This is a genomic window from Stenotrophomonas sp. YJH_SMC_19 (assembly GCF_059367915.1).
The window spans coordinates 81,712-108,141 of sequence record NZ_JCAFRI010000009.1; the positions used below are offsets into that span (position 1 = coordinate 81,712).

Genomic DNA, 26,430 nt, shown 5'->3' on the forward strand with positions numbered 1-26,430 from the left:
CGGACCGTTGGTCCGCCCACCTCGATCGTTGAGGGCGGCACATCCTGTTTTGGTAGGTGCCAACCTTGGTTGGCACACCCCGAACATGCCAACCAAAGTTGGCATCTACCAGAAGCGGAGACGGGTAGGTGCGGACCGTTGGTCCGCACACCTCGATCGTTGAGGGCGGCACATCCTGTTTTGGTAGGTGCCAACCTTGGTTGGCACACACCGAACATGCCAACCAAGGTTGGCATCTACCAGAAGCGGAGACGGGCAGCTGCGGACCGTTGGTCCGCACACCTTGATCGTTGAGGGCGGCACATCCTGTTTTGGTAGGTGCCAACCTTGGTTGGCACACCCCGAACATGCCAACCAAGGTTGGCATCTACCAGACGCGGAGACGGGTAGGTGCGGACCGTTGGTCCGCACACCTCGATCGTTGAGGGCGGCGTATCCCGCATTGGCAGGTGCCAACCTTGGTTGGCACACACCGAACATGCCAACCAAGGTTGGCATCCACCAGACGCGGAGACGGGTAGGTGCGGACCGTTGGTCCGCACACATCTCTTCTTTACAGCTGGATCTGCTGGAAGTTCTCGACCCGCTCGTGGCCGTTGGCGGCCTGGCCGATGCGCGGCATCGGGTAATCATCCAGGCGATCGATCAGGCGGGTCTGCAGGCCGGCTTCGCGGGCGGCGTCCAATTCCTCCACCACATCGGACAGGAACAGGATCTCGCCGGCCGGCACGCCGATCGCCTGCACGATGCGGCGGTAGCTGTCGGCCTCGCGCTTGCCACCGATCTCGGTATCGAACCAGCCCGACACCAGCGGGCTGAGGTCACCGGCATCGCTGAAACCGAAGAACAGCTTCTGCGCCGGCACCGAGCCGGAGGAGTACACGTACAGCGGTAGGCCGGCGGCATGCCAGCCTTTCAGCACCGGCGCCACTTCCGGGTAGAAGTGCGCGGTGTAGTCGCCGCGGCGGTAGCCTTCATCCCAGATCAGGCCCTGCAGCGCCTTCAGCGCGGTGTGCTTGCGGTCCTGGTCGATCCAGCCCTGCAGCGTCTCGGCCACCAGGCTGTCCTGGCAGGCGCCGCCGATCTCGGTAGCCACCGCGTCCAGCCAGCGGCGGACCTCCGGCTGCTGGCCATGTTCGGCGACGAACGCCGGCAAGGCCTTGCGGGCATAGGGGAACAGCACGTTCTTGACGAACGAGATGCTGCTGGTAGTGCCTTCGATGTCGGTCAGGATGACGCGGGGCTGCATGGATCAGGACGCCTGGGTAGGTACGTAACGGGGGAACTTCTGCGCGATGTCGGTGCCGGTGAAATGACCCACCCAGCCGTCCGGCTCGGTGAAGAAGCGGATCGCCACGAAGCTCGGTTCATCGCCCATGTCGAACCAGTGGGTGGTGCCATCGGGCACGGCGATCAGGTCGTCCTTCACGCACTCGATCTCATAGACCTTGTCACCCACGTGCAGGGTGAACAGGCCGGAGCCTGCGACGAAGAAGCGCACCTCGTCTTCCTTGTGGAAGTGTTCGTCGAGGAACTTCTTCCGCAGCTCGGCGCGGTTCGGGTTGTCCGGGGCGATCGAGGCCACGTCCACGCTCTTGAAGCCGCGCTCGGCGACCAGGCGGTCGATGTCCGCGCGGTAGGCGGCGAACACTTCCTCCTGGCTGGCGCCGGGCGCAACCGGTGCGGTGGCCTGCCAGCGCTCGAAGGTGACGCCGATCTTCTGCAGTTCGGCAGCGATGACCGCGCCGTCCTGGGTGTCCAGCAGCGGCGATTCGGGGCGGGTGTCGTCGTAGATGCGCAGTCGGCTCATGGCGGCAGCTTGAACGTCTCGGGGGGAAGACAGGGTATCAGGGTGGGGGCGAGGTGCAGATTCCGGATCGGCATCTGCACCTGCGCGCGGGTTCAGCCGCGCAGCCTGCGCAGTTCCAGTTCGCAGTGGAACAGGAATTCGAAGGCTTCCAGATGACGGCGCGCCTCGGCCATGTCACGGCCCCAGGCGTACAGGCCGTGGCCGTCGATCAGGTAGCCCCACAGGTTCTGGCGGTCGAGCAGATCATCGACCTGCTTCGAAAGCACGTTCATGTCCTGGGTGTTGGCGAACACCGGTACGTTGATGGCCATCTCGTGGGTGCTGTTGCCGGCGAAGGCCTTCAGCAGTTCGTAGCCTTCCAGGTGCACATGACCCTGCGGCGCGTACAGGCGCGAGGCAATGGTCTGCACCGGCGAATGGGTGTGCAGTACGCAGCCGATTTCCGGGAAGCGGCGGTACAGCTGGGTGTGCAGCAGGGTCTCGGCGGAGGGGCGCAGCGGGCGGCCCACGGCCTTGCCATCGAAGTCCACCACCATGATGTCGTCCTCGATCAGGCGGCCCTTGTCCTTGCCCGAGACGGTGATCGCGGCGTGGCGGTCATCCAGGCGGTGGGAGAAGTTGCTGCTGGTGGCCGGGGTCCAGCCGGCCTGGGCCAGTTCGCGGACGTTGTCGATCAGCAGCTGGGCCAGTTCGCCCAGGCGGGCGGTGTCGTAGGGGAAGGTGGTGGTGTCCATGGACGGCATTTTACGTGATCCGGCCCGATGCTGGGCCCGCGCGGCGACCGCCTGCCTGCTGCGTGGGCAACGCGAAGCGGCGTGCTGGCAGGCGGCGCGCAGGGGGTGGATCGAGGCAAGCACAGCGCTGGCTGAATGGGGAGGGCAGCGCTCCCGCTGGAAGCGATTCCGGTCGTGGACAGCCCTCTTGCCGCGAAACATCATCGGATTGCCGCAGAAGTTCCGGCGAGCGCCAAGGAAAGGAGTACTTCGATGATCGCGCGCGCGATGGGGATGATGGGGGCGATTGGCATCATGCTTGCCAGCAGTGGCTGCACGATGGAATGGGTGAAGATGGATGCGGGTGCGCGGTCATTCGGCCCCGCCCATTCGAGTTGCAGGGCGCAGGCCGACGATCACTGGCCGGTCAGGAATGAAGTGGCCACGCGCACCGTCTACGAAGACCGCAAGGTGCCCTGCAGGCTTGATGAAGTCTGCGCCATTGACGGCAAGTACAACATGGTACCCATGCCGAAAGAGGAGAGTTACATCGTGGACGTCAACGCGTCCGACCGCAGCAGCGAGTTCAATGCCTGCATGGCCGGTGCCGGCTGGCAGCAGCAGCTCATCTGGTTCAATCGCCGCTAGGCGGGGCCGGCGCAGCGGACGACAGCGGCTCGACCGGTTGCTGCTCAACGGACTCGAGGCAACAGTGGCCAGCGGAGAATGACCTAGCTATGCGAACCGTTCAGGGGTTGAGGCTGGAGACGAGCAGGGGGGCAGGACAAGAACACGTACGACGTGGACGGAAAGTACGAGCGCGTGCTGCGACCGGAAATCGAGAAGGATGATGGAGATGGCTACGTGTATGCGACTGGCCGTGGCTGCGGGGCTTGCGCTGTTGACCAGAGGTTGTGCGACCGAATGGGCACGCTTCAGTGATCATGCTGATCCGCTGGAAGAGTCGCGGTGGCGCTGCAGGGCAGAGGCCAACGAGAAGTGGCCGGATAAGATGGACGTTGTCGAGCGCACCGAGGAGATCGAGGTGCTGACGGTCTGCAAGGAAGGCGAGACATGCGACGTGGATGGCAAATACAAGAAGATGCTGATGCCAAAGACCGAGCGCTACACCGTGGACGTCAACTCCAACGGTAACCATGAGTACTTCATGGGTTGCATGGGCGGCGCCGGTTGGATACAGAAGACCATCTGGTTTGGTCGCAGGTGATTCTCATCCGATCGCCGGCACAATCACGGTACAGATGATATCCACGCATGGCGTGGATCCACCGGACGCGCCGGGAGAGTGTCGAAGGTGGGGAGGGGTGAGGTTGCGGGGGCGTGAGCCGCATGGATGCGGCGACCGAGCTTACAGGGATGTACTTGCAGCGCCCCCCGCAATCTCGCCCCTCCCCGCCAAACCCTCAGACCCGCTGTTGCCGTTGCCGTTGCTCCGGCTTCAAAGGCGGGTGCAGGGCCGCAGGCCCTGCAATCCCTTTACTTCACCCGCAGGCGGCTGTGCCGGAACCCGTAGCAGAAATAGATCACGAAACCGACGAACGTCCACACCCCCATCAGCATCCAGTTGTGCATCGTCATCGCCGACAGCAGGGCAAGGCAACTCAGCACGCCCAGGCTGCAGATCAGCCACGCCATCGGCATGCGGAACGGGCGAGGCAGGTCCGGCTGGGTACGGCGCAGGATCAGCACGCCGGCGCAGACTGCGGCGAACGCGATCAGCGTGCCCATCGAGGTCAGCTCGCCGAGGATGTCCAGCGGGAACAGCGCCGCCAGCAGCGCGATGCCGATGCCGGTGATCACGGTGTTGATGTGCGGAGTGCGGTACTTCGGGTGGATCCTGGTGAACACCGGCGGCAGCAGGCCGTCGCGGCCCATGATCATGAAGATGCGCGGCTGGCCGATGATCATCACCAGCACCACCGAGGACAGGCCGACCAGCGCGCCGACCTCGACCACCCAGCGCAGCCAGCCCAGCTGCGGATGCGCGGCCACGGCAGTCACCACCGGCTCGTCGGTGCCGAGCAGCTGGAACGGCACCAGGCCGGTCATCACCGCAGCCATCGCGATGTAGAGCACGGTGCAGATCACCAGCGACAGCATCATGCCGAACGGCATGTCACGCTGCGGATTCTTCGATTCCTGCGCCGCCACCGACACCGCTTCGAAACCGATGTAGGCGAAGAACACCATCGCCGCGCCACGCAGCACGCCTTCCATGCCGTACTTGCCGGGGCCTTCGTTGGCCGGGATGAAGGGCGTCCAGTTGCTGGTGTCCACGTACTTCCAGCCGACCACGATGACCAGCAGGATCAGGCCGGTCTTCAGCACGACCATTGCCATGTTCATCGCCGAGGACTTGCTGATGCCGACGTAGCACAGCCAGGTCAGCAGCAGTACCAGCGCGGCGGCCGGCAGGTTGGCGATCGCGCCGGTGGGGCGCAGCTGTGCATCGAGCGGGGCGCTGACCAGCGCCGCCGGTAGATGGATGTCGAACTGGCTGAGCAGGCTGAGGAAATAGCCGGTCCAGCTGACTGCGACCGCCGAGGCGGACACGCCGTACTCGAGCACCAGCATCCAGCCGATGAACCAGGCCGAGAGCTCGCCGAAGGTGGCGTAGGTGTAGGTGTAGGCGCTGCCGGAGACCGGCACCATCGAGGCGAATTCGGCATAGGCCAGCGCGCAGAAGGCGCAGCAGATGGCGGCCAGTACGAAGGACAGCATGATGGCCGGGCCGGCGTGGTTGGCGGCGGCCTGGCCGGTGATGACGAAGATGCCGCCGCCGATCACCGCGCCGATACCGAGGGCGGTCAGGCCCCAGGGGCCGAGGTGGCGGCGCAGGCTCAGGCCGTTGGCGTCTTCATGGGCGGCATGCGGGTGCTTGGTGGCCCACAGTTGCTTGAACATGTGTGGTGGTCTTGTCGAAGCGCGCCACGGGCGGCGCGCGGGGAAAACGGACGGGCCGGCGCGAGGCCGGCCCGTAGGCGGATCAGGGCGACTTGGCCAGCTTGCTGTTGCGGATGCCGTAGCCCAGGTAGATCAGCAGGCCGAGCAGGGTCCAGCCAACGAACAGGTGCCAATGCACCACGAACGCCTGCCAGAACAGGAACAGGCAGGTGGCCGCGCCGAGCGGGCAGATGATCCACACCATCGGCACGCGGAACGGGCGGTGCAGGTCCGGCTTGGTATAGCGCAGCACCAGCACGCCGACGCAGACGGTGGCGAAGGCCAGCAGGGTGCCCATCGAGACGAGTTCGCCGAGCACGTTCAGCGGCACCAGGCCGGCCAGCGCGGCAGCGATCACGCCGACCACGATGGTGGCGACGTACGGGGTGCGGAAGCGGGCGTGGACCTTGCCGAAGAACTTCGGCAGCAGGCCGTCGCGGGAGATGGTGTAGGCGATGCGGGTCTGGCCCATCATCATCACCAGCACCACCGAGGACAGGCCGGCGATGGCGCCGATTTCCACGAACGTCTTCAGCCAGGACAGGGTCGGGTAGGGCTCCAGCGCGGTGGCCACCGGCTTGTCGGTGCCCAGCAGGTGGTACGGCATCATGCCGGTCAGTACCGCGCAGACGATGATGTAGACGATCGTGCACACCGCCAGCGAGCCGAGCAGGCCGATCGGCATGTTGCGCTGTGGGTCCTTGGTTTCACCGGCGGCGGTGGAGACCGCGTCGAAGCCGATGTAGGCGAAGAACACGATGGTGGCGGCGCGGAAGATGCCGCTCCAGCCGAACTCACCCGGCACGCCGGTGTTTTCCGGGATGAACGGCTGCCAGTTGGCCGGGTCGATATGGGCCGCGCCGATGCCGATGAACAGGCAGATGACGGTGACCTTGATTGCCACGATGATGGCGTTGACGAAGGCCGACTGGGTCACGCCCACGTACAGCAGGCCGGACACCGCCGCCACGATCAGCACCGCCGGCAGGTTGAACAGCTTGCCGGAGGAGACGAACTCGCTGCCGGTCCAGGCGATGGGCGCGGCGCTGAGCAGGTCCGGGAACGGCATGTGCAGGGTGGTGGTGATGAAGCTGATCAGGTACGCCGACCAGCCCACCGCGACCGAGGCCGAGGCGAACAGGTACTCCAGCACCAGGCACCAGCCGATGAACCAGGCCATGCCTTCGCCCAGGGTGGCGTAGGAGTACGAATAGGCACTGCCGGAGACCGGCATCATCGCCGCGAACTCGGCATAGCACAGGCCCGCCAGGGCACAGGCGAAACCGGCCAGCACGAACGAAAGCATCACCGCCGGGCCGGCATGGTTGGCCGCGGCCTGGCCGGTCAGCACGAAGATACCAGCGCCGATCACCGCACCCACGCCAAGCAGGATGAGGTGTTTAGCCGTGAGGGTCCGTTTCAGCGTGGCTTCGCCGTCCAGGCTGCCTTCGATGGGTTCGCCGGCATCGACGTGCCCGGCCGGTTCAACCGGCTTGACCCTCAACAGAGCTTTCAGCATGCAGTACTTCCTAGTGATCGGATGGGGTGGGCCGCCGATACGTTGCCGGCAACCCTGGAATGGTGAAGGCCGCGCGAACGGCCCGCTGTACCTTAGCCAAAGCTGAAGCCAACGCACAAGCGCAATCGCAACAATGAACGGCGATAATGAGCAGTATTTTTCCAGACCGCCCCCATTCATGCGCCAGACCGCCGAAACCCTTGCCGTGCTTGACGATCGCTTGCGTGGCCTGCTGCGGGACTATGCCCGCCGTGAGCCTGCCCACGACGCACTGGCTGCCGAATTCGGCACATTGCTGGACGATCCGGAAGATCCGTTCCGCCGCGAGCGCCTGGCCGGCCACTTCACCGCCAGCTGCTGGCTGGTCAGTGCCGATGGCCAGCGCCTGCTGCTGACCCACCACCGCAAGCTGCAACGCTGGCTGCAGCTGGGCGGCCACGCCGACGGCGACCGTGACCTGGCCCAGGTGGCGCTGAAGGAGGCCGAAGAGGAGTCGGGCCTGAGCGGCCTGGTGCTGGAAGACCCGGCGATCTTCGATCTGGACAAGCACTGGATCCCGGAGCGCAAGGACGTGCCGGGGCACTGGCACTACGACGTGCGTTTCGTAATCCGCGCGCTGGGTGGCGAAGCCTTCGTGCTCAGCGAGGAGTCACTTGACCTGGCATGGCGGCCGGTGACCGAAGTCGTGTCCGATCCGGAATCGGACGAGTCCATGCAGCGCATGGCGCGCCGGTGGCTGGCACGTTGAGGTAAAAAGGGGACGGAGGGGATTAAGTCGTTTATAGCGCATGTGCCGCAAACGACTTAATCCCCTCCGTCCCCTTTTTTCAATACAGGATGCGTGTCCGCAGCGTGCCCGGAATCGCGGCCAGCTCGTCGCGCACGGCGGCGGCCTGTTCCTCGCTGGCGGTGATGTCGATCACCACGTAGCCCACCTTCGGGTCGGTGCGCAGGAACTGGCCGTCGATGTTGACGTTGTGGCGCGAGAAGATCTCGTTGACCTTGGACAGCACGCCCGGCACGTTCTGGTGGATGTGCAGCAGGCGCAGGCTGTCTTCGTGTTCGGGCAGGGTCACTTCCGGGAAGTTGACCGCCGACAGGGTGCTGCCGTTGTCGCTGTAGCGCACCAGCTTGGCCGCCACCTCCACGCCGATGTTGTCCTGCGCCTCCAGCGTGCTGCCGCCCACGTGCGGGGTCAGGATCACATTGTCGTGGCGGGTCAGCGGCGATTCGAAGATATCGCCATTGCCCTTCGGCTCGACCGGGAACACGTCCAGCGCGGCGCCACCGACGTGGCCGCTGGCCAGCGCCGCGTCCAGCGCATCGATGTCGACCACGGTGCCGCGCGCGGCGTTGATCAGGTGCGCGCCCTTGCGCATCTTCGCCAGCTCGGTGCTGCCGATCATCCACTGCGTGGCCGGGGTCTCCGGCACATGCAGGGTGACGATGTCGGCGCGGGCCAGCAGGTCGTCCAGGCTGGCCGCAGCACGCGCATTGCCCAGCGCCAGCTTGGTTTCCACGTCGTGGAAGATCACCTGCATGCCCAGCGATTCGGCCAGCACGCCGACCTGGGTGCCGATGTGGCCATAGCCGATGATGCCCAGGGTCTTGCCACGCACCTCATGGCTGCCGCTGGCCGACTTCGACCAGCCGCCGCGATGGCACTCGGCATTCTTCTGCGGAATGCCACGGGTCAGCATGATCGCCTCGGCAATCACCAGCTCGGCCACGCTGCGGGTGTTCGAATAGGGCGCGTTGAACACCGGGATGCCGGCCAGCTCGGCCGCGTCCAGGTCGACCTGGTTGGTGCCGATGCAGAAGCAGCCCACCGCGATCAGGCGCTTGGCCTCGGCCAGCACCTCGGCGCTGAGCTGGGTGCGCGAGCGGATGCCGACGATGTGCGCCTCGGCGATGCGCGCCTTCAGTTCGTCCTCGGGCAGCGCCTTGGTGTGCGCCTCGATCTGGCTGTAGCCGGCGGCGCTGAACACCTCCACGGCGGTCTGGCTGACCCCCTCCAGCAACAGCACGCGGATATCCTGCTTGGGGAACGAGGTCTTCTTCGGCGACATGGGGCGACACGGCCAGTGGGACAGGGGCTGACCACTATGCCAGATCGAAGCGCCCATGGTGCAGTGCGCAATTGGTTGCATCCGTAGCTATCTGCAGCGCGGCAGGGCTGGACGCTGGCGCGTGCCGCTGGCACGCTTGCCCGTTCTTCACGCCCCGCGCTGGACCGTCATGACCGATTCCCGCATTGCCTCGCTGCAGCAGGCCTGTCCCGGCCTGAAGCTGAAGACCGACCCGGCCGACCTGGAGCATTACGGGCGCGACTGGACCCGGCGCTGGACGCCGGCGCCGTTGGCGATCGCACTGCCGGCCACGGTCGAGGAAGTGCAGGCGGTGATGCGCTGGAGTGCGGGCGAGGGCGTGGCCGTGGTGCCGTCCGGCGGCCGTACCGGCCTTTCCGGTGGCGCGGTGGCTGCCAACGGCGAGCTGGTGCTCAGCCTGGAACGGATGAACAAGGCGCTGGCCTACGACGCGGTCGATCGCACCCTGGTGGTGCAGGCCGGCATGCCGCTGGAAGCCGTGCACAACGCCGCGCTGGACCACGGCCTGATCTACCCGGTGGATTTCGCCGCGCGTGGTTCCTGCACGATCGGCGGCAACATCGCCACCAATGCCGGTGGCATCCGCGTGATCCGTTACGGCAACACCCGCGAGTGGATCGCCGGGCTGAAGGTGGTCACCGCCAGTGGCGAGTTGCTGGAGCTCAACAAGGGCCTGATCAAGAACTCCAGCGGCTATGACTTCCGCCAGCTGCTGATCGGTTCGGAAGGCACGCTGGGCGTGATCGTCGAAGCGACGGTGAAGCTGACCGATCCGCCGCCGGCCAGCAACGTGATGCTGCTGGCGCTGCCCAGCTTCGAAGTGCTGATGCAGGTATTCGCCGCGTTCCGCGCACGGCTGCAGCTGCAGGCCTTCGAATTCTTCACTGATCGCGCGCTGGAGCACGTGCTGGCGCATGGTGCGCAGGCACCGTTCGACGAGGTGCACCCGTATTACGTGGTCACCGAGTTCGCCGCCAACGACGAAGCGCAGGAAGCGGCGGCGATGGCGGCCTTCGAGGACTGCATGGGCAACGGCTGGGTCAGCGACGGCGTGATCAGTGCCAGCGATGCCCAGGCCGCCCAGTTGTGGCGCCTGCGCGAAGGCATCACCGAATCGCTGGCGCGCTACAAGCCCTACAAGAACGACGTCTCGGTGCGGATCTCGGCGATGCCGGCGTTCCTGGCCGAGACCCAGGCATTGATCGGGCAGGCCTACCCGCACTTCGATGTGGTGTGGTTCGGTCATATCGGTGACGGCAACCTGCACATCAACGTGCTCAAGCCCGATGACACCAGCGACGCCGATTTCGTGGCGCAGTGCGAGCATGTGACCAAGCTGCTGGCGCAGGTGCTGGCCCGGTTCGATGGCAGCATCTCGGCTGAACACGGCATCGGCCTGGTCAAGAAGGGCTACCTGGACAGCACCCGCGGCCCGGCCGAGATCGCCCTGATGAAGGCGGTCAAACGTGCGTTCGATCCCCAAGCGCGGCTGAATCCCGGCAAGCTGTTCGACGTTTGAGCCGGGCAAATCCTTCACGCACCCGTTACGCTCCACGCATCCTCACAACCGGCTTCGAACCGATGACCCGTCCGCTTCTGCTGCTCGCCCTGCTGTCCCTGCCGCTGGCCGGCTTCGCTTCCAGCTTCGCCGGCACCTCGGCCGGTTCCGCCACCGGTGCATCGTCGGGCTCTTCGGCCAGCAGCTCGGGCGACGACAAGGTGGTGCAGGCCGCACGCGACGATGCCGCCGCGTTCATCGCCAGCGACGGCCAGATCCGTGGCGCCCGCCTGCAGGCCGCGCTGGTCCACCTGCGTGAGCAGAGCGCTGCCGCACAGCAGCAGAGCGACCTGGAACTGGCCCGCGCGCTGCTGGCGCGTTGATCCCGGGTAGTGCCGGCCGCTGGCTGGCAACGCCATGACATCTGCACGGAACGCAGCCAGGCATGGCCTGGCTCTACTGCTGGCCGTTCCGGCCGCACATGCCAGCAGCGACCTGCGCCTGGATCCGGAAGGGCTGAGCCCTGCACAGCAGCAGGTGGCGATGCAGACCCTGGCCGACGTGCAGTCCCTGCTGCCAGATGGCCTGCTGCGCTCACTGCCAGCACACGTGCAGGTGCGCTGGAGCGACCACCTGCCGGCCGATGTGCACGGTCGCGCTTTCGCCGGCCGCATCGACCTGCGTCGCGAGCTGCTGGATGATGCCGTGCCCGGCGCACGCCGTGCACGACGCAGCGCGCTGGTGCATGAACTGACCCATGTTGCAGACCGTAGCGGCGCGAACTGGTCGCGCAGTGCGCGCTGGCGCGACCTGGCCGGATGGCAGCGCAAGCCCTGGCATCTCGGCCGTGGTGGCAACGACTTCCGTGACCGTAGTCCGGATGCCTATGAACTGAAGGATCCGGCCGAGTACCTGGCAGTGAACGCCGAGCATTTCGTGCTCGACAGCGAGTTTGCCTGCCGGCGCCCGGCGCTGGCGCAGTGGTACCAGGCCCATTTCGGAACCCCGCCATCGCTGCCGCAGTCGCACTGCGCGGCCACGTTGCCATTGCTGCAGGCCGAATCGGAAGAGGGTGCGGCATCGCTGCTGCAGCTCGATCCTTCGCGCGTCTACGCCGTGGACTACCTGTTCGCCGAAGGCAGTGCGCAGCCGATGAGCCGCTGGGGGCACAGCATGCTGCGGCTGGTGATCTGCCGGCCGGGCCGTGCGCCGGGGCCGGACTGCCGCCTGGACCTGGAGCACCACCGCGTGCTGTCGTTCCGCGCATTCGTGGGTGATGTGCAGATTTCCAACTGGCGTGGCCTGACCGGCGGCTATCCCTCGCGGCTGTTCGTGCTGCCGCTGCAGCAGGTGGTGGACGAGTACACCAAGGTGGAACTGCGTGGGTTGCAGTCGCTGCCGTTGCAGTTGTCGCCCGGCGAGATCGCCGGCCTGCTCGAGCGCACTGCACAGGTGCACTGGAGCTACGACGGGCGCTATTACTTCGTCAGCAACAACTGCGCGGTGGAAACCGCAAAGCTGCTGCAGGCGGGCGTGCCGCGCCTGGGGGAGGCCGGGCTGGCCCAGCTGAGTCCGCGCGGGTTGAAGCGTCGGCTGGCGCGATTGCAGGTACTGGATGAGCAGGTGCTGGCTGATCGGGATTCCGCGCAGGCGCAGGGCTACTACTTCGCCTCGGCACGCGACCATTACCAGCAGTTGTTCGATGTGGCGGCTTCGCAGCTGGATCTGCCGGTGCGCGATGTGCGCGCCTGGCTGAAGCTGCCCGCACAGCAGCGTGCGCCCTGGCTGCTGCAGGGTGACCTGCGTGCCAGCGCCGGGCTGCTGCTGCTGGAACAGGCTGCGCAACGCCGCGCCGAACTGCGCGCGCGCGATGTGCTGAAACGGCGCCTGCTGGCGGCACCGGACAGTGCCGAGACGCGCGGCCTGCGCCAGCTGCTGGAGCAGGGTGGGCAATGGCTGCGCCCGGGTACGCTGCTGGTCGACGATGGCTACGGGTTGCCGCTTGCCGATGAGCAGGCGCTGTTGTCCGAGGTCGTGGCCACCGCCAGTGCGCAGGCGGTGCCGGCGTGGCAGGCGCTGCGCGTACAGCTGCGCCAGACGCTGCCGGCGCCGCAGCGCGACGAAATGGATGCGATCGACGCCAATCTGACCACACTCGGCGCGCACCTGCGCGAACAGGCCAGGCTGCCGGCTACTGGCGCGGAAGCTCGATGACGAAGCGGCTGCCGCCGGCGCTGCCGGGCGTGCAGTAGACGCGCCCGCCATGTGCATCGGCGATGGCCTTGACCACCGCCAGGCCCAGCCCGCTGCCGCCGCCCTGGCGCGAGCGCGAGCCGTCGGCGCGCATGAACGGAGTGAAGATGTCGGTGTGAAGTTCCGGGTCGATGCCCGGGCCTTCGTCCTCGATCGCCACCTGCACGTGTCCGGGCGTGTCGTGCACGGCAATCCGCACCTTGCCCGGGCTGGCGTAGCGACGCGCATTCTCCAGCAGTGCCAGCAGGGCCTGGCGCAAGCGTGTCGGGTCACAGTGCGCGTTGTGTTCCTCGCGGCTGGTTTCCAGCTCCAGCACGAAGCCGGCGGCGCGGAACTGCGGGTCGACCAGGGTCATCACCGAATGCACTTCGGCCACCACGTCGGTGCGCGCGCGGCGTACGTCCAACCGCGCGTTGTCGGACAGGCTCAACACGCGCAGATCCTCGATCAGGCGTGAGAGGCCTTCGACCTGTGCCAGCAGGCTGCGGAACTGGGATTCGTCTGGCTGGAACACGCCCTCGGCCAGCCCCTGCAGGCGACCACGCAGGATCGTCACCGGAGTCCTTAGTTCATGGGCAATGGCCGCATGCCACATCGCGCGCTCGCTCTCCATGTGCTGCAGGCGGCGCGCCATCGCATTGAAATCCTCGACCAGGGTGGCCACTTCGCCGGGCGAGTTTTCCTGGGCGCTGGCGCGCGCACCGAGGTCGCCGCCGGCAAGCGCGCGCACGCTGTCGACCAGCGAATTCAACGGCGACAGGATGCGGTGGGCAAGGCGGAACGAGGCGGCGATGGCCAGTGCCAGGCCGGTCAGGATCACCCCGACCATCCATGCCAGCTCCGGCCCGGTCGGCAGCCAGCTTTCCGGCTCTTCGGCACTGCCGGGGAAGAACTCGACCAGCACCGCGTACAGCAGCCACGATGACAGGATCATCATCACGATGACGCCGATCACCATCAGCGACATCGAGACGATGATGTGGCGACTGAGCCCGGAGCGGCGCAGGCGGGCCATCAGCGGTCGGCCATCAACCGGTAGCCGACACCGCGCACGCTGGCCGGAACATTGACCATGCCCACTTCATCCAGCTTGCGGCGCAGCTTGCTGACATGGCTGTCGACCGTGCGCTCCAGCGCCTCGCTTTCCGGCAGGCATTCGTGCATCAGTTCGCTGCGGCTGAAGATGCGGGTCGGCGCCAGCGCCATGCAGTGCAGCAGCTTGAACTCGGTGAGGGTGAGCAGCACTTCGTGGCTGTAGCCGTCGCCTTCCACATGCACGGCATGGGTGGCCGAGTCGATCAGCAACGGGCCCGCGCGCAGTGCGGTCGGTGCGTCCACGCGCGAGCCACGCAGCGTACGCCGCAGCACGGCGCGCACGCGCGCTGCCACTTCGGCTGGATTGAACGGCTTGACCACGTAGTCGTCGGCGCCCATGCGCAGCGCAGTCAGCTTGTCCAGGTCCTGGTCCAGCGCGGTCAGCATGATCACCGGCGTTTCGCCGCGCTGGCGCAGCTGGGTCAGTACGCTCCAGCCATCCAGCCGCGGCAGTTGTACGTCGAGCAGGACCAGGTCGGGGCGGGCGCTGCGGTGCAGGTCCAGTGCACTGTGGCCATCGGCGGCACGCAGGGTGCGTAGTCCTTCGCGTTCCAGGTAGGCGGTAAGAATATCGGCGATCTCGGCCTCATCCTCGACGATCAGGACGAGGGCGGCGAGGGCAGGGGAGGCATGCATGCAGGGGCGGGGCCTTAAGGTGCTTGCCTCCATCGTATCTCCACAGTTCCTCCATCGAAACCCCATCATCGCCCCGCAGACTGCACGCTTCAGAACCTATCAGCCGCCCGCGCGGCATTGTGCACAGCAATGAGAACCTTCAGGACTCCGGTCGCGTTGATCGCGGCCCTCGCCCTGGCCATGACGGCCTGCTCCGCCCCCGAAGCCACGCCCGAAGCGACACCGCGCGTCAGCGTGGTCACGGTCGGCCCGCAGGTCGTACAGCGCGATGACGAACTGCCCGGCCGCGTGGCCGCCGTACGCACCGCACAGATCCGTGCCCAGGTGGGCGGCATCGTGCAGCGCCGGCTGTTTGAGCAGGGTGCGGAAGTGCGCGCCGGCCAGGCCCTGTTCCAGATCGATCCGGCGGCGTTCCGTGCCGATGTCGACTCGGCACTGGCCGCGCTGCAGCGCAGTGAGGCCGCCTTGGGCCGCAGCCGCGTGCAGTCGCAGCGCCTGCATGCGCTGGCGGCCGCGCAGGCGGTCAGCCAGCAGCACCGCGACGATGCCAGTGCCGAGTACGAACAGGCCCGTGCCGCGGTGAACGAGGCGCGCGCGATCCTGGCCCGCCGCCAGCTCGACCTGCGCTATGCCACGGTCAGTGCACCGATTGCCGGTCGCATCGACCAGGCGCTGGTGACCGAAGGTGCACTGGTCGGCGTGGCCGATGCCGAGCCGATGGCGGTGGTGCAGCAGATCGACCAGGTCTACGTCGATGTGCGCCAGCCAGCGGCGCAGCTCGAGTCGCTGCAACGCAGTGCCGGTGGCGGCGAGCTGCCGGTGACGATCATCGGTGCGGCCGGCAAGCCGCTGCCCGAACGTGGCCAGATGCTGTTCTCCGGTATCAATGTCGATGCGCGCACCGGTGATGTGATCCTGCGCATCCTGGTCGACAACCCGCAGCGCCAGCTGCTGCCCGGCATGTACGTGCGCGCGAAGGTGCCGCGGGGTGCGCCGGCCAGCGCACTGACCGTGCCGCAGCAGGCCGTGCTGCGCAGTGCCGGTGGCCAGGCCTATGCCTGGGTGATCGGTGGCGATGGCAAGGCGGTGATCCGCACGCTGGAAGTGGACGGTAGTGTCGATCGCCAATGGCTGGTGCGCACCGGCCTGAAGGCGGGCGAAAAGGTGGTGGTCGAAGGCCAGGAACGCCTGCAGGAAGGCGTGGTGGTCGATGCGCGCGATTGGCAGATGCCGGTCGCCAGCGCCGGCGCGGTGCAGGCCGGCAGCAAGGGCTGAGCCTCTACCGGGCCGGTCCCTCCAGGAAAATCCAACATGGCACGTTTCTTCATCGATCGCCCGGTGTTCGCCTGGGTGCTGGCGATCTTCATCATCCTGGCCGGTGTGCTGGCGATCCCGCGGCTGGCGGTGGAGCGCTATCCGGCGGTTGCCCCGCCCAGCGTCAGCATCTATGCCAGTTACCCGGGTGCGAGCCCGCAGACGCTGAATGACGCGGTGGTCGGCCTGATCGAGCGCGAGCTGTCCAGCGTCAAGCACCTGCTGTACTTCGAGTCGTCGGTGGACACGTCCGGCGAAGCCTCGATCACCGCCACCTTCAAGCCGGGCACCAACCCGGAGCTGGCGCAGGTGGACGTGCAGAACCGGATCAAGGCGATCGAGCCGCGCCTGCCGCGCAGCGTGCGCCAGAACGGCCTGTTCGTGGAGGCCGCCGATTCCGGCTTCCTGATGCTGGTCGGCCTGCGTTCGCCGGATGCCAGCGTCAGCGAGGCCGCACTGGGCGACTTCATGGCGCGCAACATCATCGAGGAGCTGCGCCGCATCGATGGCGTCGGCCGCGTGCAGCTGTTCGGTGCCGAGCAGGCGATGCGCGTGTGGCTGGACCCGACCCGGCTGACCGGCTATGGGCTGACCATGGGTGACGTGGCCGCTGCCATCGAGCAGCAGAACCTGGAGATCTCGCCGGGGCGCATCGGCGATTCTCCGGGTGTTCCGGGCCAGCGCATCACCGTGCCGCTGAGTGCCGATGGCCAGCTGTCCACGCCGGAGCAGTTCGCTGCCATCGTGCTGCGCGCCGGGGCCGACGGCTCGCGGGTGGTGCTGGGCGATGTCGCCCGCGTCGAGCTGGGCGCGCAGAGCTATGCCTGGGGCACCCGCGAGGATGGCCATCCGGCCACCGCCGCCGGCGTGCAGCTGCGTCCTGGCGCGAACGCGGTTCGCACCGCGTCGGCGGTGCGCGAGCGCATGGCCGAGCTGGCGCCGCTGCTGCCGCGCGGCGTGGAATCGAGCATTCCGTTCGACACCGCACCGTTCGTCAAGATCTCGATCCAGAAGGTGGTGCAGACGCTGCTGGAGGCGATGCTGCTGGTGTTCGCAGTGATGTACCTGTTTCTGCAGAACTGGCGCTACACGCTGATTCCGGCACTGGTCGCACCGATCGCGCTGCTGGGCACCTTCGCGGTGATGCTGGCGCTGGGCTTCTCGATCAACGTGCTGACCATGTTCGGCATGGTGCTGGCAATCGGCATCATCGTCGACGACGCCATCGTGGTGGTCGAGGGCGTGGAACGGATCATGGCCGAGGAAGGCCTGCCGCCGCGCGAGGCCACCATCAAGGCGATGCGCGAACTGACCGGTGCGGTGATCGGCATCACCCTGGTGCTGACCGCGGTGTTCATCCCGATGGCGCTGGCCAGCGGCTCGGTGGGTGCGATCTACCGACAGTTCACCGTGGCGATGGCGGTGTCGATCCTGTTCTCGGCGCTGCTGGCATTGAGCCTGACGCCGGCGCTGTGCGCGACGCTGCTGCGTCCGAACACCCATGGCCATCATGGTCGTGGTGGGCTGTTCGGCGCATTCAACCGCGGCTTCGAGCGGATGACCGGGCGTTACCAGCGTGGTGTGGCGTCGGTGCTGCAGCGGAGCGGGCGGGTGATGGGCGTGTTCGCCGCGCTGGTGGCGGCGCTGCTGCTGGGCCTGCACTGGCTGCCGGGCGCCTTCCTGCCGGAAGAGGACCAGGGCTACTTCATGACCTCGATCCAGCTGCCGGCCGAAGCCACCGCCGAACGCACGCTGGCCGTGGTCGAAGCCTACGAACGGCATGTGGCGTCACGCCCGGGCATCGGCTCCAACCAGTCGATCCTCGGCTACAGCTTCTCCGGTTCCGGCCCGAGCGCGGCGCTGACCTACACGATGCTGAAGGATTGGGGCGAGCGTGCAGGGGCTACCGCGGCCGGCGAAGTGGAGGCCGCGCAGAAGGCGATGGCGACGATTGCCGAGGGCGAGGTGATGAGCGTGATGCCGCCGGCGATCGACAGCCTGGGCCGTTCGTCCGGCTTCTCGCTCGCCCTGCAGGCGCGTACCGGGCAGAGCCAGGCAGAGCTGCGTGCCGCCCTGCAGCAGCTGCTGAAGCTGGCCGAGGCCAGCCCGCTGCTGTCGGAGGTGCATGCCGATGGCCTGCCAGCAGGTACCAGCGTGCGGCTGGACATCGACCGCGCCAAGGCCGAGGCGATGGGCGTGGGGTTCGAGCAGATCAGCAGCACGCTGTCGGCGGCGATGGGCTCGCAGTACGTCAACGACTTCCCCAACAAGGGGCGGCTGCAGCAGGTGATCCTGCAGGCCGATGCACCCCACCGGATGGAGCTGGAGGATGTGCTGAAGCTGTACGTGCGCAACAGCGAAGGCGGCATGGTGGCGTTGTCGGAACTGGTGACGCCGCACTGGACCGAGGCGCCGCTGCAGCTGCAGCGCTATCTCGGCTTCCCGGCGCTGAACCTGTCCGGCGCACCGGCCTCCGGCGTGTCGACCGGCCAGGCCATGGCGGAGATGGAGCGGTTGGCGGAGAAGCTGCCGTCCGGTTTTGCCCTGCAGTGGACCAGCCAGTCGCTGCAGGAGCGGGAGTCCGGTGCGCAGGCGCCGTGGTTGCTGCTGTTGTCGATGCTGGTGGTGTTCCTGGTGCTGGCGGCGCTGTACGAGAGCTGGTCGATCCCGCTGGCGGTGATGCTGGTGGTGCCGCTGGGCCTGCTCGGTGCGGTTGCTGCGGTGCTGTTGCGGGGCATGCCCAACGACGTGTTCTTCAAGGTCGGCATGATCACCGTGATCGGGCTGTCGGCGAAGAACGCGATCCTCATCGTCGAGTTCGCGCGCCAGCTGCAGCAGCAGGGTCGCGGCCTGGTTGAAGCGGCGCTGGAGGCGGCGCGGCTGCGCCTGCGGCCGATCGTGATGACCTCGTTGGCATTCGCGCTGGGCGTGGTGCCGCTGATGCTGGCGCAGGGCGCGTCGAAGGAAACCCAGCAGGCGATTGGAACCGGTGTGTTCGGCGGCATGGTCAGTGCGACGGTGCTGGCGGTGTTCTTCGTGCCGGTCTTCTATGTAGTGGTGCAGGGCGCGCGGCAGTGGATCGCGCAACGCCTGCGCAGGCGCCGGCCGATGCCGGAAGGATCCGTGGATGGAACGGGACATCGTTGAAGACCTGCATGAGCGGCAGTTGGCAGCGCTGGAACAGCGCCTGCGGCAGGCATTGCTGGATGACGACCACGATGCGCTGACCGCGCTGGTATCGCCGGCATTGTTCATGATGGACGGGCAGGGCGGACGCTTGCTCGACCTGCCGTGGCTGGGCGACTGGCTGGCCGGAAACCTGCACGTGCGCAGCCTGCAGTCGTACGCGGTGGAAACGCTGCTGTGCGGACGCCTGGCATTGTTGTCCAGCGACGTGCGCTTGTCGGTGCGCGGGCAGGGCCAGGAGCGCGAGCTGAAACTGCGCCTGCTGCGGGTGTGGACCTGCAGTTCCGGCGAAAGCGGCGCGCAGCTGTTGTCGATGGCGGTACTGGCCGCATGAGTGCGGTCAGGCCGCTTTCAGGCCCCGCTCACCGACAGGTGGTAGGGTCGAGCCTCTCTGTAGTGTCGACAAGGAGTCGAGCCATGCGTGTAGTTCCCAGTCTGTTGGCAGCCTCCCTCGGGTTGGTGCTGGCCGCGTGCCAGCCGGCCCAGCCGCCCGCTGCGAGCGGCAATGATGCCGCGCCTGCCGCGCCGCAGCCGAGCGCCAGCACCGAAGGTGGCAGCGAGACCACCTACCAGTGTGGTGATCTGAGCGTGCGCGCGACCTTCAATGGCGAGGATGCGGCCACGGTGGTGATCGGCGAACGCACCTTCGCCATGAGCTCCGAGCGTGCGGCGTCGGGTGCCAAGTACGGCGATGGCAAGGGCAACAGCTTCTGGACCAAGGGCAGCGATGACGGCCTGTTGAGCCTGAAGGGCGAAGCCGATCGCGAGTGCCATGCAGTCGAAGCCACTGAAGGCGATGGCAGCGCCGGCAATGCCGCGTTCCGTGCCACCGGCAATGAGCCGGGCTGGCTGGCGGTTGTCGACGGCGACACGCCGGGCCTGCAGGTGGAAGTAGATTACGGTGAGCGTCGTTTCGATGTCGCCAAGCCCACCGCAGGTGCTGACGGCTGGAGTGGCAAGGCGTCTGATGGCACCGACGTCAAGCTCAGCTTCCAGCGCACGATCTGCCAGGACGACATGAGTGGCGAGGCGTTCGAGGCCAAGGTGAACCTGACCATCGGCACCCGCCAGTACCACGGCTGCGGCAATTTCGGCGCGAAGCAGCCGTAAGCTACCTGTAGAGCCGAGCCACGCTCGGCTGCAGTCCCTGTCCAACGCACAGCAGCCGTGCGTGGGCTCGTTGCTACACGACTGCAACATCCGATGGCCTGCCTGCGGCGAACACGCCGCAGGCAGGGACAGGCAGCCGATCAGCGCGAGGCGCTTAGTCGGCACGGCCCGCGAATTCGCCGGTGGCGGTGTTCACCAGCACGCGTTCGCCGTTGACGATGTACTCCGGCACCATGATCTCGATGCCGGTGTTGAGCTTGGCCGGCTTCGGGCGCTTGGTGGCGGTGCCACCCTTCAGTTCCGGCGGCGTCTCGATCACTTCCAGCACCACCGAGGCCGGCAGCTGGATCGCCACCGGCTGCTCGTCGATGACCTGCACGTAGATGCCGGTCAGGCCGTCGGTGATGTAGCCGGCGTCGTCGCCGATCACGTCCGCATCCAGGGTGTAGGGGGTGTAGTCCTCGTCATCGAGGAAGACGAAGGCGTCGCCGTCCTTGTACGAATAGGTGGACTGGCGGCGCAGCAGTTCGACCTCGACCAGGTTGTCGTCGGCATCGAAGCTGGCGTCGAGCTTGTTGCCGCCCGGCACGCTGTACATGATGAAGCGGAAGCGGACGTTGCCGCCGCGACCCTGCGGCGAGCTGCGCTCGATGTCGCGGATCTGGTACACGCCGTTGTTGTACTCGACGACGTTGCCCTTCTTGATGTCGTTGGCTTTCATGGTGATCTAGGTCGTTGGGGGAGGGCGCCGTCCCGGCGCCCGGGGGGGAATCACTTCGGAGCGAGGCGGGTAGCGCCGTCCAGGCGGATGGTCTCGCCGTTGAGGTAGGTGTTGCCGAGGATGAAGCCGACCAGGCTGGCGAAGTCTTCCGGCTTGCCCAGGCGCGACGGGAACGGAATCGAGGCGGCCAGCGACTGCTGCACGGCCTCAGGCATGCCGTCGACCATCGGTGTCCAGAACACGCCCGGGGCGATGGTGTTGACGCGGATGCCGAAGCGCGACAGTTCGCGCGCCATCGGCAGCGTCATCGAGACCACGCCGCCCTTGCTGGCGGCATACGCGGCCTGGCCGATCTGGCCTTCATAGGCGGCGATGCTGGCGGTGTTGATGATCACGCCGCGCTCGCCGTCGGTGCCGGCCTCGTTGTGCTGCATGCGGTTGGCAGCGGCCTTGGCCACGTTGAAGCTGCCGACCAGGTTCACCATCACCGTGCCCTGGAAGCCGGCCAGCGGCATCGGGCCTTCCTTGCCCAGCACGCGGCCGGCGCCCAGGATGCCGGCGCAGTTCATCGCCACGTTCAGGCCGCCGAGGAAATCGTGGGCCTGGTCGATGGCCGCGGTCACCGCCGCCTCATCGCTGACGTTGACGTTGAAATAGCGGGCCTTGTCGGCACCCAGCCCAGCAATGGCGGCAGCGCCCTTGTCGTCGTTGAGGTCGAACAGGGCCACCTTGCCGCCCTGGGCGACGAGGTGCTGGGCCACGGCCAGGCCGAGGCCGGAGACGCCGCCAGTGATCACGGCACGTACGGAAGACAGCTGCATTGAACGGTCCTGCAGGTTCGAGAACCGCCGATTCTAACGGAAGCCGCGACCGCCGCTGTTGTGCACTGCGCCGCCTTTGCGGGGCGGCGCAGTGCGGCGGTCAACCGGCGGCGGCCAGCGCTTGCCCGGTGCGGCTGGCGGTGGCGCGGCCGAGCAGGCCGGCCAGCCAGCGGCCGGTCTCGGCCAGTGCCGGCAGGTCCACGCCGCTGTCCAGGCCGAGGCCCTGCAGCAGGTAGACCACGTCTTCGCTGGCGACGTTGCCGCTGGCGCCCTTGGCATACGGGCAGCCGCCGGCACCCGACACCGCACTGTCGACCACGCGCACGCCTGCTTCCAGGCAGGTGGCGATGTTGGCGATGGCCTGGCCGTAGGTGTCGTGGAAGTGCACGGCCAGTGCTTCCATCGGAATCTCGGCAGCGACCGCCTTCAGCATCGCCCGTGCCTTGCGTGGGGTGCCGACGCCGATGGTGTCGCCCAGCGAGATTTCGTAACAGCCCATCTGGTGCAGGGCGCGTGCAACGCGCACCACATCAGCCAGCGGCACTTCGCCCTGGTAGGGGCAGCCGAGCACGGTGGAGACGTAGCCGCGCACGCGCACGCCATCGGCGGAAGCACGGCGCAGGATCGGTTCAAAGCGGGCCAGCGACTCGTCGATGCCGGCATTGGTATTGGTGCGGTTGAACGCCTCGGAGGCGGCGGTGAACACCGCCACTTCCTCCACGCCCACCGCACGGGCGCGGTCGTAGCCTTGTTCGTTCGGCACCAGTACCGGGTAGTGGATGCCGGGCCGGCGCTGGATGCCGGCGTAGACCTCGGCGGCATCGGCCAGCTGCGGGATCCACTTCGGGCTGACGAAGCTGGTCGCCTCGATGCTGCGCAGGCCGGTGGCCGACAGGCGGTTGATCAGTTCGATCTTGTCGCCGGTGGAGACCGACTGCTTTTCGTTCTGCAGGCCGTCACGCGGCCCGACCTCGACGATGCGGACGTAGTCGCTCATGCGGTTGCCCCATTGGCAGGGCGGTGGCAGACCGCCTCGATGTTGTTGCCATCCGGGTCCAGCACGAAGGCGCCGTAGTAGTCCGGGTGATACCACGGGCGCAGGCCCGGGGCGCCGTTGTCGCGGCCACCGGCGGCGAGGGCGGCGGCATGGAAGGCGTCCACCTGGTCGCGGCTGGCGCAGGCGAAGGCCACATGCACGCCATGGCTGGCGGTGCCGCCATTGCCAAGCCAGAAGAACGGCTTGCCGTCGCTGCCGAAGCCGATGTGGTCGTGCGCGCCGGTCTGTTCGGCGGTCACTTCCATCACCACGCCGATCTGCAGTGGCGCCAGTGCCTGCAGGAAGAAGGCCTTGCTGCGCGCCAGGTCGGCGCTGGTCAAACCAAGATGATCGAGCATGTTCAGGCTTCCGTGACCCAATGGGGGGCGCGCTTGTCGAGGAAGGCGCCCAGGCCTTCCTGGCCCTCTGCCGACACCCGCAGGCGCGCGATCAGGGCGGCATTATCGCGATCCAGGGTGTCGCGGTCATGGCTGTCGCGGACCTGGCGGACCAGTTGCTTGGCGGTGGACGAGGCGATCGGGCCGGCCTTGTCGAGCAGGGCCAGCTGGCGTTGCACGGCCTCGTCCAGGCGTTCGGGCTCGACCAGCTGGTGGACCAGGCCGATGCGCAGCGCGGTGTCGGCGTCGAAATGCTCGCCGGTGGCGAACCAGCGACGGGCCTGGCGCGGGCCGATGGCTTCGATCACATAGGGCGAGATCACCGCCGGCAGCAGGCCCAGGCGGCTTTCGGTCAGGCCGAAACGGGCCGAGGTGCTGGCGATGGCGATGTCGCAGCAGGCGACCAGGCCGACGCCGCCACCGAAGGCCGCGCCGTGGACCCGGGCCAGGGTCGGCTTGGGAAGCTCGTCCAGGGTGCGCATCAGCCGGGCCAGGGCCAGCGAGTCCTCGCGGTTATCGGCTTCGCTGGCTGCCGCCATGCCGCGCATCCACTGCATGTCGGCACCGGCCGAGAAGGAGGCGCCGTGGCCGGCCAGCACCACCGCGCGCACCGAAGCATCGTGGCCGGCGGCCTCCAGTGCGGCGGTCAGCCGGGCGATCAGCCCGGCGTCAAAGGCGTTGTGCAGCTCCGGCCGGTTCAGCCAGAGGGTGAGGACGGCGCCGCTGCGCTCGATCTGCAAAGCATCGTTCATGGGATTCCAGGGTCACTCCATACCTGTATGGATCATAGCGGGCCATTGGTCATGGGCCATGACGCGACGCGGGAATGTTAGAATCGAGAACCATTTACATCCAGCAGAGAACACGCTAGATGACGCTGTCCGAACTGCCGCTGCACACCTCGGCCGTGGTCGAGTCCGTGCAGGACCTGCATGCCAACGATGCCATCGCCCGTCGCCTGCGCGAGCTGGGTTTCGTGAAGGGCGAGGAAGTGCGCCTGGTGGCCAAGGGTCCGGTTGGGGGAGAGCCGCTGCTGGTGCAGGTCGGGTTCACCCGTTTCGCGCTGCGGATCAGTGAAGCCAAGCGGGTCGTGGTCGACGCCGCCAGCCAGGAACGACGCGCATGACTGCTACTGCCACTACCGCCCCCCTGCGCGTTGCGCTGGTCGGTAACCCCAACAGCGGCAAGACCGCACTGTTCAACCAGCTGACCGGCAGCCGGCAGAAGGTTGCCAACTACACCGGCGTCACCGTCGAGCGCAAGGAAGGCCGTCTGCGTGCGCCGTCCGGCCGCGAGTTCGCGGTACTCGACCTTCCGGGCGCCTACAGCCTGCATCCGGCCAGCCTGGACGAGGCGATCACCCGTGACCTGTGCCGGGGCTTCTACCCGGGCGAAGCCGCGCCGGATGTGCTGCTGTGCGTGATCGACGCCACCAACCTGCGCCTGCACCTGCGCTTCGCGCTGGAACTGCGCGAGCTGGGCAAGCCGATGGTGGTGGCGCTGAACATGGTTGATGCGGCCCAGCGCCGTGGCATCCAGGTGGACGTGGCCGCGCTGGAGCGCGAGCTGGGCGTGCCGGTAGTGGAGACCGTGGCGGTGCGCAAGCAGGGCGCCAGGGCCCTGGTCGAACGCCTGGATGCGATGGTCCCGCACCTGGATGCACCGGTGCCGGGCCCGGAAGGTGGCATCGATTACCACGCCAAGGTGCGCGAGATCCTGTCGGTGGCCGTGCGCATGCCGGCGCGGACCGCGAAGATCGACGACGCGCTGGACCGCTGGCTGCTGCACCCGGTGTTCGGCCTGGTCAGCCTGGCGGTGGTGATGTTCCTGATCTTCCAGGCCGTGTACGCCTGGGCGACGCCGCTGATGGACGCCATCGAGGCCGGTTTCGCCTGGCTCGGCGCCTTCGTCGGCAGCGTGCTGCCGGAAGGCCCGCTGGCCAGCCTGCTGACCGACGGCATCATCGCCGGTGTCGGTGGCGTGGTGGTGTTCCTGCCGCAGATCCTGATCCTGTTCTTCTTCATCCTGGTGCTGGAGGAATCCGGCTACCTGCCGCGTGCGGCGTTCCTGCTCGACCGCATGATGGCCGCTGCCGGCCTGTCCGGTCGCTCGTTCATCCCGCTGCTGTCCAGCTTCGCCTGCGCAGTGCCGGGCATCATGTCCACGCGCAGCATCCAGGACCCGCGTGACCGCCTGGCCACGATCCTGGTGGCGCCGCTGATGACCTGTTCCGCACGCCTGCCGGTGTACGCGCTGCTGATCGGTGCGTTCATTCCGCAGAAGACGGTATGGGGCGTGTTCAACCAGCAGGGCCTGGTGCTGTTCGGCCTGTACGCGGCCGGCATCCTCAGCGCGCTGGCGATGTCGTGGATCATGAAGAAGTGGCGCCGCGACAAGAGCGAGCATCCGCTGATGCTGGAATTGCCGTCGTACCGCCTGCCGCACGTGCGTGACCTGGCGGTCGGCCTGTACGAGCGCGGCATGATCTTCCTCAAGCGCGTTGGCGGCATCATCCTGGCGCTGACCATCCTGCTCTGGGTGCTGTTGTCGTTCCCGGCAGCGCCGGCGGGGGCCACCATGCCCGCGATCGATTACAGCTACGCCGGCCAGATCGGCCATGCGATGGCGGCATTCTTCGCGCCGCTGGGCTTCAACTGGCAGATCTGCATCGCGCTGATCCCGGGCCTGGCCGCGCGTGAAGTGGCGGTGTCTTCACTGGCCACCGTGTATGCGCTGTCGGCAGCCGATGACGATGCCGCCAGCCAAGCACTGACCCCGCTGATCAGCGATGGCTGGTCGCTGGCCACCGCACTGTCGCTGCTGGTCTGGTACATCTACGCCCCGATGTGCATCTCGACGCTGGCCACCATCAAGCGCGAGACCAACTCGTGGAAGCAGATGGGCTTCGCTGCGTTCTACCTGTTCGCGGCGGCCTACGTGGCCGCCCTGATCACCTACCAGGTGACCAGGGCGCTGGGAGGCGGCTGATGGATGCCGGCCTGCTGATCCAGTACCTGATCATCGCGGTGGCCGTGCTGGTCAGTGCCTGGGTGGTGCTGAAGAAGCAGTTCCCCGGTACCGTGCGCAAGCTGCGCGGTGCGTTGGCGCTGGCCCTGCTGAAGCCGGGCCGTGCTGCCTGGCTGCAGGCGCTGGGGCGGAAGGTCGCGCCGCCGGCGAGCGGGAGTGGTGGCGCCTGTGGCGGTTGCGACAGCTGCGGGCCGACTCCGCCGAAGCGGCACTGACGCTGC

General features: G+C 67.2%; 26 protein-coding genes. 13 read left to right on the forward strand and 13 right to left on the reverse strand.

The features are described from left to right. Positions 1–553: 553 nt before the first annotated feature. From mtnC to AC5P5R_RS11570, 3 genes are all read right to left on the reverse strand, one after another. Positions 554–1,249, reverse strand: a complete 696-nt coding sequence (gene mtnC / locus AC5P5R_RS11560; RefSeq protein ID WP_033833463.1) for an acireductone synthase — start codon at positions 1,247–1,249, stop codon at positions 554–556. A gap of 3 nt (positions 1,250–1,252) precedes the next feature. Continuing rightward, positions 1,253–1,810, reverse strand: a complete 558-nt coding sequence (locus tag AC5P5R_RS11565; RefSeq protein WP_005409451.1) for a 1,2-dihydroxy-3-keto-5-methylthiopentene dioxygenase — start codon at positions 1,808–1,810, stop codon at positions 1,253–1,255. A 92-nt stretch (positions 1,811–1,902) separates the two neighbouring features. Continuing rightward, positions 1,903–2,544, reverse strand: a complete 642-nt coding sequence (locus tag AC5P5R_RS11570) for a methylthioribulose 1-phosphate dehydratase (protein WP_032967162.1) — start codon at positions 2,542–2,544, stop codon at positions 1,903–1,905. Positions 2,545–2,796: 252 nt separating this feature from the next. Here AC5P5R_RS11570 and AC5P5R_RS11575 point away from each other — a divergent pair, with 252 nt between their 5' ends. Then, entirely contained in the window at positions 2,797–3,171 is a 375-nt protein-coding gene (locus AC5P5R_RS11575; protein WP_032957971.1) for a hypothetical protein, read from the forward strand. Positions 3,172–3,391: 220 nt separating this feature from the next. Then, positions 3,392–3,751 carry a hypothetical protein gene (locus AC5P5R_RS11580; RefSeq protein ID WP_099497671.1) on the forward strand — a complete coding sequence of 120 codons (360 nt, stop codon included), beginning with the start codon at positions 3,392–3,394 and terminating at the stop codon, positions 3,749–3,751. Between the two features lie 269 nt (positions 3,752–4,020). Here the strand turns inward: AC5P5R_RS11580 and AC5P5R_RS11585 are convergent, their stop codons facing one another. Then, the gene (locus tag AC5P5R_RS11585; protein ID WP_049407148.1) at positions 4,021–5,448 is read right to left on the reverse strand and encodes an amino acid permease; all 1,428 of its coding nucleotides are present in this window, start codon (positions 5,446–5,448) and stop codon (positions 4,021–4,023) included. Between the two features lie 82 nt (positions 5,449–5,530). Then, on the reverse strand, positions 5,531–7,006 hold the full coding sequence (locus AC5P5R_RS11590; protein ID WP_005409456.1) for an amino acid permease: 1,476 nt from the start codon (positions 7,004–7,006) through the stop codon (positions 5,531–5,533). A gap of 133 nt (positions 7,007–7,139) precedes the next feature. On the opposite strand from AC5P5R_RS11590, the gene AC5P5R_RS11595 reads away from it, so the two are divergent. Further along, positions 7,140–7,754, forward strand: a complete 615-nt coding sequence (locus AC5P5R_RS11595) for an NUDIX hydrolase (protein ID WP_012480055.1) — start codon at positions 7,140–7,142, stop codon at positions 7,752–7,754. Positions 7,755–7,833: 79 nt separating this feature from the next. On the opposite strand, the gene serA is transcribed toward AC5P5R_RS11595, so the two are convergent. Continuing rightward, entirely contained in the window at positions 7,834–9,075 is a 1,242-nt protein-coding gene (serA, locus tag AC5P5R_RS11600) for a phosphoglycerate dehydrogenase (RefSeq protein ID WP_033833465.1), read from the reverse strand. A gap of 169 nt (positions 9,076–9,244) precedes the next feature. On the opposite strand from serA, the gene AC5P5R_RS11605 reads away from it, so the two are divergent. The 3 genes from AC5P5R_RS11605 to AC5P5R_RS11615 all read left to right on the forward strand — a co-directional run bounded on the left by AC5P5R_RS11605 (position 9,245) and on the right by AC5P5R_RS11615 (position 12,826). Then, entirely contained in the window at positions 9,245–10,633 is a 1,389-nt protein-coding gene (locus AC5P5R_RS11605) for an FAD-binding oxidoreductase (protein WP_024958330.1), read from the forward strand. A 62-nt stretch (positions 10,634–10,695) separates the two neighbouring features. Continuing rightward, complete coding sequence (locus AC5P5R_RS11610; RefSeq protein WP_005409460.1) at positions 10,696–10,995, forward strand: DUF2388 domain-containing protein; 300 nt, start codon at positions 10,696–10,698, stop codon at positions 10,993–10,995. A gap of 34 nt (positions 10,996–11,029) precedes the next feature. Then, positions 11,030–12,826 (forward strand): Lnb N-terminal periplasmic domain-containing protein, encoded by a 1,797-nt coding sequence (locus tag AC5P5R_RS11615; RefSeq protein WP_062605893.1) that lies wholly within the window; start codon positions 11,030–11,032, stop codon positions 12,824–12,826. Here the strand turns inward: AC5P5R_RS11615 and AC5P5R_RS11620 are convergent. Next, entirely contained in the window at positions 12,804–13,880 is a 1,077-nt protein-coding gene (locus AC5P5R_RS11620) for an ATP-binding protein (protein ID WP_005409462.1), read from the reverse strand. The genes AC5P5R_RS11615 and AC5P5R_RS11620 overlap by 23 nt on opposite strands. After that, positions 13,880–14,596, reverse strand: a complete 717-nt coding sequence (locus AC5P5R_RS11625; RefSeq protein ID WP_005413196.1) for a response regulator — start codon at positions 14,594–14,596, stop codon at positions 13,880–13,882. The genes AC5P5R_RS11620 and AC5P5R_RS11625 overlap by 1 nt, the downstream gene beginning before the upstream one ends. 129 nt (positions 14,597–14,725) lie before the next feature. Here AC5P5R_RS11625 and AC5P5R_RS11630 point away from each other — a divergent pair, with 129 nt between their 5' ends. The 4 genes from AC5P5R_RS11630 to AC5P5R_RS11645 all read left to right on the forward strand — a co-directional run bounded on the left by AC5P5R_RS11630 (position 14,726) and on the right by AC5P5R_RS11645 (position 20,206). Further along, positions 14,726–15,871 carry an efflux RND transporter periplasmic adaptor subunit gene (locus AC5P5R_RS11630; protein ID WP_099523812.1) on the forward strand — a complete coding sequence of 382 codons (1,146 nt, stop codon included), beginning with the start codon at positions 14,726–14,728 and terminating at the stop codon, positions 15,869–15,871. A gap of 36 nt (positions 15,872–15,907) precedes the next feature. Further along, positions 15,908–19,057, forward strand: coding sequence for a multidrug efflux RND transporter permease subunit (locus AC5P5R_RS11635; RefSeq protein WP_012480062.1), 3,150 nt, complete (start codon positions 15,908–15,910; stop codon positions 19,055–19,057). Next, positions 19,038–19,430, forward strand: coding sequence for a nuclear transport factor 2 family protein (locus AC5P5R_RS11640; protein ID WP_005413199.1), 393 nt, complete (start codon positions 19,038–19,040; stop codon positions 19,428–19,430). Before AC5P5R_RS11635 ends, AC5P5R_RS11640 begins: the two co-directional genes overlap by 20 nt. A gap of 83 nt (positions 19,431–19,513) precedes the next feature. Then, on the forward strand, positions 19,514–20,206 hold the full coding sequence (locus AC5P5R_RS11645; RefSeq protein WP_024958335.1) for a COG3650 family protein: 693 nt from the start codon (positions 19,514–19,516) through the stop codon (positions 20,204–20,206). A gap of 154 nt (positions 20,207–20,360) precedes the next feature. Here AC5P5R_RS11645 and yeiP read toward each other — a convergent pair whose 3' ends face one another. From yeiP to AC5P5R_RS11670, 5 genes are all read right to left on the reverse strand, one after another. Beyond that, positions 20,361–20,927, reverse strand: a complete 567-nt coding sequence (yeiP, locus tag AC5P5R_RS11650) for an elongation factor P-like protein YeiP (protein WP_005409468.1) — start codon at positions 20,925–20,927, stop codon at positions 20,361–20,363. 50 nt (positions 20,928–20,977) lie between these two features. Beyond that, entirely contained in the window at positions 20,978–21,748 is a 771-nt protein-coding gene (locus AC5P5R_RS11655; RefSeq protein ID WP_005409469.1) for an SDR family oxidoreductase, read from the reverse strand. A 100-nt stretch (positions 21,749–21,848) separates the two neighbouring features. Beyond that, on the reverse strand, positions 21,849–22,745 hold the full coding sequence (locus tag AC5P5R_RS11660; protein ID WP_099484312.1) for a hydroxymethylglutaryl-CoA lyase: 897 nt from the start codon (positions 22,743–22,745) through the stop codon (positions 21,849–21,851). Next, positions 22,742–23,143 carry a VOC family protein gene (locus AC5P5R_RS11665; protein WP_005409471.1) on the reverse strand — a complete coding sequence of 134 codons (402 nt, stop codon included), beginning with the start codon at positions 23,141–23,143 and terminating at the stop codon, positions 22,742–22,744. Before AC5P5R_RS11665 ends, AC5P5R_RS11660 begins: the two co-directional genes overlap by 4 nt. 2 nt (positions 23,144–23,145) lie before the next feature. Then, positions 23,146–23,934 (reverse strand): enoyl-CoA hydratase/isomerase family protein, encoded by a 789-nt coding sequence (locus AC5P5R_RS11670; RefSeq protein ID WP_005409472.1) that lies wholly within the window; start codon positions 23,932–23,934, stop codon positions 23,146–23,148. A gap of 119 nt (positions 23,935–24,053) precedes the next feature. Between AC5P5R_RS11670 and AC5P5R_RS11675 the strand changes: the two genes are divergently transcribed. The 3 genes from AC5P5R_RS11675 to AC5P5R_RS11685 are packed head-to-tail and all read left to right on the forward strand — an operon-like array spanning position 24,054 to position 26,424. Further along, on the forward strand, positions 24,054–24,308 hold the full coding sequence (locus AC5P5R_RS11675) for a FeoA family protein (RefSeq protein ID WP_005409473.1): 255 nt from the start codon (positions 24,054–24,056) through the stop codon (positions 24,306–24,308). Continuing rightward, the gene (feoB, locus tag AC5P5R_RS11680; protein ID WP_005409474.1) at positions 24,305–26,170 is read left to right on the forward strand and encodes a ferrous iron transport protein B; all 1,866 of its coding nucleotides are present in this window, start codon (positions 24,305–24,307) and stop codon (positions 26,168–26,170) included. Before AC5P5R_RS11675 ends, feoB begins: the two co-directional genes overlap by 4 nt. Then, on the forward strand, positions 26,170–26,424 hold the full coding sequence (locus AC5P5R_RS11685; protein WP_005409475.1) for a DUF6587 family protein: 255 nt from the start codon (positions 26,170–26,172) through the stop codon (positions 26,422–26,424). Before feoB ends, AC5P5R_RS11685 begins: the two co-directional genes overlap by 1 nt. Positions 26,425–26,430 lie beyond the last annotated feature (6 nt).

Excerpts from the sequence above, each read along its gene's own strand:
- AC5P5R_RS11585 (WP_049407148.1), bottom strand. The coding sequence starts at position 5,448 with ATGTTCAAGCAACTGTGGGCCACCAAGCACCCGCATGCCGCCCATGAA.
- AC5P5R_RS11565 (WP_005409451.1), bottom strand. The coding sequence starts at position 1,810 with ATGAGCCGACTGCGCATCTACGACGACACCCGCCCCGAATCGCCGCTG.
- AC5P5R_RS11625 (WP_005413196.1), bottom strand. The coding sequence starts at position 14,596 with ATGCATGCCTCCCCTGCCCTCGCCGCCCTCGTCCTGATCGTCGAGGAT.
- AC5P5R_RS11595 (WP_012480055.1), top strand. The coding sequence starts at position 7,140 with ATGAACGGCGATAATGAGCAGTATTTTTCCAGACCGCCCCCATTCATG.
- mtnC (WP_033833463.1), bottom strand. The coding sequence starts at position 1,249 with ATGCAGCCCCGCGTCATCCTGACCGACATCGAAGGCACTACCAGCAGC.
- AC5P5R_RS11605 (WP_024958330.1), top strand. The coding sequence starts at position 9,245 with ATGACCGATTCCCGCATTGCCTCGCTGCAGCAGGCCTGTCCCGGCCTG.
- AC5P5R_RS11610 (WP_005409460.1), top strand. The coding sequence starts at position 10,696 with ATGACCCGTCCGCTTCTGCTGCTCGCCCTGCTGTCCCTGCCGCTGGCC.
- AC5P5R_RS11685 (WP_005409475.1), top strand. The coding sequence starts at position 26,170 with ATGGATGCCGGCCTGCTGATCCAGTACCTGATCATCGCGGTGGCCGTG.
- AC5P5R_RS11630 (WP_099523812.1), top strand. The coding sequence starts at position 14,726 with ATGAGAACCTTCAGGACTCCGGTCGCGTTGATCGCGGCCCTCGCCCTG.
- serA (WP_033833465.1), bottom strand. The coding sequence starts at position 9,075 with ATGTCGCCGAAGAAGACCTCGTTCCCCAAGCAGGATATCCGCGTGCTG.
- AC5P5R_RS11580 (WP_099497671.1), top strand. The coding sequence starts at position 3,392 with ATGCGACTGGCCGTGGCTGCGGGGCTTGCGCTGTTGACCAGAGGTTGT.
- AC5P5R_RS11620 (WP_005409462.1), bottom strand. The coding sequence starts at position 13,880 with ATGGCCCGCCTGCGCCGCTCCGGGCTCAGTCGCCACATCATCGTCTCG.
- AC5P5R_RS11570 (WP_032967162.1), bottom strand. The coding sequence starts at position 2,544 with ATGGACACCACCACCTTCCCCTACGACACCGCCCGCCTGGGCGAACTG.
- AC5P5R_RS11640 (WP_005413199.1), top strand. The coding sequence starts at position 19,038 with ATGGAACGGGACATCGTTGAAGACCTGCATGAGCGGCAGTTGGCAGCG.
- AC5P5R_RS11645 (WP_024958335.1), top strand. The coding sequence starts at position 19,514 with ATGCGTGTAGTTCCCAGTCTGTTGGCAGCCTCCCTCGGGTTGGTGCTG.
- AC5P5R_RS11635 (WP_012480062.1), top strand. The coding sequence starts at position 15,908 with ATGGCACGTTTCTTCATCGATCGCCCGGTGTTCGCCTGGGTGCTGGCG.
- AC5P5R_RS11670 (WP_005409472.1), bottom strand. The coding sequence starts at position 23,934 with ATGAACGATGCTTTGCAGATCGAGCGCAGCGGCGCCGTCCTCACCCTC.
- AC5P5R_RS11655 (WP_005409469.1), bottom strand. The coding sequence starts at position 21,748 with ATGCAGCTGTCTTCCGTACGTGCCGTGATCACTGGCGGCGTCTCCGGC.
- AC5P5R_RS11675 (WP_005409473.1), top strand. The coding sequence starts at position 24,054 with ATGACGCTGTCCGAACTGCCGCTGCACACCTCGGCCGTGGTCGAGTCC.
- AC5P5R_RS11590 (WP_005409456.1), bottom strand. The coding sequence starts at position 7,006 with ATGCTGAAAGCTCTGTTGAGGGTCAAGCCGGTTGAACCGGCCGGGCAC.
- AC5P5R_RS11665 (WP_005409471.1), bottom strand. The coding sequence starts at position 23,143 with ATGCTCGATCATCTTGGTTTGACCAGCGCCGACCTGGCGCGCAGCAAG.
- AC5P5R_RS11615 (WP_062605893.1), top strand. The coding sequence starts at position 11,030 with ATGACATCTGCACGGAACGCAGCCAGGCATGGCCTGGCTCTACTGCTG.
- yeiP (WP_005409468.1), bottom strand. The coding sequence starts at position 20,927 with ATGAAAGCCAACGACATCAAGAAGGGCAACGTCGTCGAGTACAACAAC.
- AC5P5R_RS11660 (WP_099484312.1), bottom strand. The coding sequence starts at position 22,745 with ATGAGCGACTACGTCCGCATCGTCGAGGTCGGGCCGCGTGACGGCCTG.
- feoB (WP_005409474.1), top strand. The coding sequence starts at position 24,305 with ATGACTGCTACTGCCACTACCGCCCCCCTGCGCGTTGCGCTGGTCGGT.
- AC5P5R_RS11575 (WP_032957971.1), top strand. The coding sequence starts at position 2,797 with ATGATCGCGCGCGCGATGGGGATGATGGGGGCGATTGGCATCATGCTT.